Origin of the sequence: Arenimonas sp., assembly GCF_019459675.1 — a bacterium.
Taxonomy (GTDB): domain Bacteria; phylum Pseudomonadota; class Gammaproteobacteria; order Xanthomonadales; family Xanthomonadaceae; genus Arenimonas.
Genome location: NZ_JAIBFH010000453.1, coordinates 1 through 1,991, shown reverse-complemented (window position 1 = coordinate 1,991; position 1,991 = coordinate 1). Strand labels below are relative to the sequence as shown.

Below are 1,991 nucleotides of genomic sequence, written 5' to 3'. Positions count from 1 at the left end.
GTGCCGACGCCAAGTCGCTGGCGCGCGCCATCCGCGCCCGCGGCCGAATCGATCCGGTGGTCGCCGGCAGCGCGCGCGAGCTGCCCGCCGTGCTGGCCGACCTGCTCGCCGACGGCGACCTGCTGCTGATGATGGGCGCGGGCGACATCGGCTACGTCGCCGCGGACCTCGCGGCCCACGGCATCCACGGAGAACACCAGGCATGACGCCGATCCCCGCCCCGCGCATCAACGACGCCCGGGCCTTCGGCCGCGTGGCCGTGCTGATGGGTGGCACCAGCGCCGAGCGCGAGGTGTCGCTCAACTCCGGCGCGAACGTGCTGGAGGCGCTGCGCGCCAGGGGCGTGGACGCCCATGCCGTGGACGGCATCCCGGCGCTGATCGAGGCGCTGCGCGGCAAGCAGTTCGACCGCGTGTTCAACATCCTGCACGGCAACAAGGGCGGCGGCGAAGACGGCGTACTGCAGGGCCTGCTGGAAGCGCTGCAGGTGCCCTACACCGGTTCGGGCGTGCTGGGCTCGGCGCTGGGCATGGACAAGATCCGCACCAAGCAGGTCTGGCTTTCGCTGGGCCTGCCGACGCCGCGCTACGTGCGCCTGGCGCCGGGCGCCGACGTCCAGGCCGCGGCCATGGCCCTGGGCCTGCCGGTCATCGTGAAGCCGTCGTGCCAAGGCTCCAGCGTGGGTGTGTCGCGCGTGTTCAGCCAGGGCGACCTGGCGGCGGCCGTGGAGCTGGCTGCGCGCTACCCGGGCGAACTGCTGATGGAGCAGATGATCGTCGGCGGCGAATACACCGTTGGCATCCTGGGCGACGTGGCGCTGCCCAGCATCCGCATCGTGCCGGCCGGTGAGTACTACGACTACCACGCGAAATATGTCGCCGAAGACACCCAGTACGTTTGCCCCGGCCTGGACGGCGAGGCCGAGGCGCAGATGCAGGCGCAGGCGCTGGCTGGCTTCCGAGCCGCGGGCTGCACTGGCTGGGGCCGCGTGGACGTGATGCGCGACCGCGAAGGCAACAACTATCTGCTCGAAGTGAACACCGCGCCGGGCATGACCAGCCATTCGCTGGTGCCCAAGGCGGCCGGCCAGGTCGGCATCGGCTTCGAAGACCTGTGCTGGCGCGTGCTTGAAACCAGCCTTGCGCAGGAGGACGCCCGCCCATGAACGCCCTGCTGCGCATCCTGGCCTGGACCCTTGCGATCGCCCTGGTGGCGCTGCCCGTGGTGGCCGTGCTGAACGGCTGGATCGCGGGCGAGCGCTGGCCCATGCGCAGCCTGGCCGTCACCGGCGAGTTCAACCAGGTGGACGAAGCGGCCGTGCGCGAGGCGGTGCTGCCGATGGTGCAGCAGGGTTTCTTCGCGGTGGACCTGGACCAGGTGCGCGACGCGGTGGCGCAGCTGGCATGGGTGGAGCGGGTGGAAGTGCGCAAGCGCTGGCCCGACCGCCTGGAAGTGAGCCTGTCCGAACACACGCCGGTGGCGCGCTGGACCGGCGGCCGCATGCTGTCCGAAGACGGCAAGCTGTTCGCCGCCCCGGACGGCGCCGGCGCCGAGCTGCCGCTGTTCGAAGGGCCCGAGCCGCGCATCAGCGAGCTGATGGCTTTCCACAGCCTGGCCCGCCCGCTGTTCCTGCCGCTGGGCCTGAAGGTGGACACCGTGACGCTGAGTGCGCGCGGCAGCTGGAGCCTGCTGCTGGACGACGGCACCCGCATCGAAGCCGGCCGCGGCGAGCCGCAGGGACGCCTGGCGCGTTTCGCCCGCATGTTGCCCGGCATCCGCGCCGCCGACCCGCGCCTGCTGGTGCGTGCGGACCTCCGCTACACCAACGGCTTCACCCTGGTCTGGCAGGACGCCCCCGCGCCGCCAGTCATTCCCCCCGCTTCCGCAGCACAGGCCAACACATGAATCGCAAAGGCGACAAGTCGCTGATCGTCGGACTCGACATCGGCACCTCGAAGGTCACCGCGCTGGTGGGCGAATACTCGCCCGGC

General features: G+C 71.3%; 2 protein-coding genes and 1 pseudogene. All 3 read left to right on the top strand.

Annotated features, from left to right (window positions below):
• Positions 1–206, top strand: a pseudogene (gene murC, locus K0M70_RS15010) (UDP-N-acetylmuramate--L-alanine ligase); the annotation flags it as partial.
• A complete protein-coding gene (locus K0M70_RS15005) occupies positions 203–1,165 on the top strand; it encodes a D-alanine--D-alanine ligase (protein WP_290783314.1) in 963 nt (320 codons plus the stop codon). The pseudogene murC and the gene K0M70_RS15005, both read left to right, overlap by 4 nt.
• Positions 1,162–1,905 (top strand): cell division protein FtsQ/DivIB, encoded by a 744-nt coding sequence (locus K0M70_RS15000; protein ID WP_290783313.1) that lies wholly within the window; start codon positions 1,162–1,164, stop codon positions 1,903–1,905. The genes K0M70_RS15005 and K0M70_RS15000 overlap by 4 nt, the downstream gene beginning before the upstream one ends.
• The last annotated feature ends 86 nt before the right edge of the window (positions 1,906–1,991 follow it).